General features: G+C 56.8%; 1 protein-coding gene. It reads right to left on the reverse strand.

The annotated features are described in order from the left end of the window. Positions 1 to 251: 251 nt before the first annotated feature. Positions 252 to 1,274: an IS110 family transposase gene (locus tag EQV97_RS28820; protein ID WP_240890572.1), complete on the reverse strand. Its 1,023-nt coding sequence runs from the start codon at positions 1,272 to 1,274 to the stop codon at positions 252 to 254. Between the last annotated feature and the right edge of the window lie 86 nt (positions 1,275 to 1,360).

Below are 1,360 nucleotides of genomic sequence, written 5' to 3' on the forward strand. Positions count from 1 at the left end.
AAAAATGTATGGTCAGCCCATCTCCTGCAACCTCATGGGCTGTTTTCGGTAAAGCTGGCTTGCGCTAATGTATCCGGGCTCGTTGTGAGCGTTGCTGTAACAACGCTCGGCCCTCGATGAGTAGCCGCTCCCGACTGTCCTGAAAAAACCCTCAGCCTCTAAAGCTGGTTTTTATGCCAGGTTCTCAGTCGGGCCGTTTGCCGTTTACTGTCATCAGTCAGTGACGTCGCAAAAGCCGGTGGTAAAGCTGTTCAAGCGTTCGGATGTGGGTCGTACTGGCCGCCTTTGGCCAGTACCGCCCACACGATGCGCGCCAGTTTGTTCGCCAGCGCGCACGCGACAACATTGGAGTGGCGACGCGTCAGCAGCTCTCGAACCCAGGGCCCCAAGGCGTCTTCCCGCTTATCGATATGCTGCATGATGGATCGCGCGCCCTGCACCAGCAGTTGGCGGATGTGCTTGTCGCCGCGCTTGCTGATCCCCAGTAGTACTGTTTTTCCGCCCGTCGAATACTGCCTCGGCACCAGCCCTAGCGAAGCGGCAAAATCGCGTCCACTTCGATAGTTCGACGCATCGCCCACATCCGCCAATACCGCGCTGGCGGTGATCGGGCCGATGCCAGGAATACTCTGCAAACGACTCCCGGCATCGTCTTCTTTCAGCTGCTGCTTCAGATCGGACTCGATGTCCTTGATTTCATCATTCAGCTGTTGAATTTGATGATGGAGACGCATCACTACGCCCTTTAGGCGCAACGGAACCGGGTGCTGCGGGTCGTCCAACAGCGTCGGCACGCGGTGCAACGCAGCGGCACCTATAGGCAGGCTGATCCCGAACTCCAGCAGAAAGCCATGAATCTGGTTAGTCGCGACGGTTCGCTGGCCAATCAAAGATTTACGGACACGATGCAGGGCTGAAAGCGTTTGTTGCTCTGCGGTTTTGATCGAGCAGAAGCGCATCGCGGGGCGGCTCGCCGCCTCGCAAATCGCTTCGGCATCAATGAAGTCGTTTTTGTTGCCTTTGACGAATGGTTTGACGTACTGCGGGGCGATCAGCTTCACCTCGTGGCCCAATGCACCAATCTGTCGAGCCAGCCAATGGGCGCCGCCGCAGGACTCCATTACCACCGTACAGGACGGTACCTGCGCCAATGTGCTGAGCAATTGGCCGCGGTTGGTTTTCTTGCGCAATACCTGATGACCTTTGGCATCCTGGCCATGCAGGTGGAAACTGTGTTTGCCAATGTCGATACCGAGAAGCGTCATCGTATTCATGAGAGATCCTCCGCCGAAAACGAGAAAAGCCCTGCAAGCGTAAACCTGCAGGGCTTCTCGGTCAGGCTGACCATCTCATTAAACCC

It is taken from the genome of Pseudomonas sp. TMW22090 (assembly GCF_022496665.1).
GTDB classification, from domain to species: domain Bacteria; phylum Pseudomonadota; class Gammaproteobacteria; order Pseudomonadales; family Pseudomonadaceae; genus Aquipseudomonas; species Aquipseudomonas gregormendelii.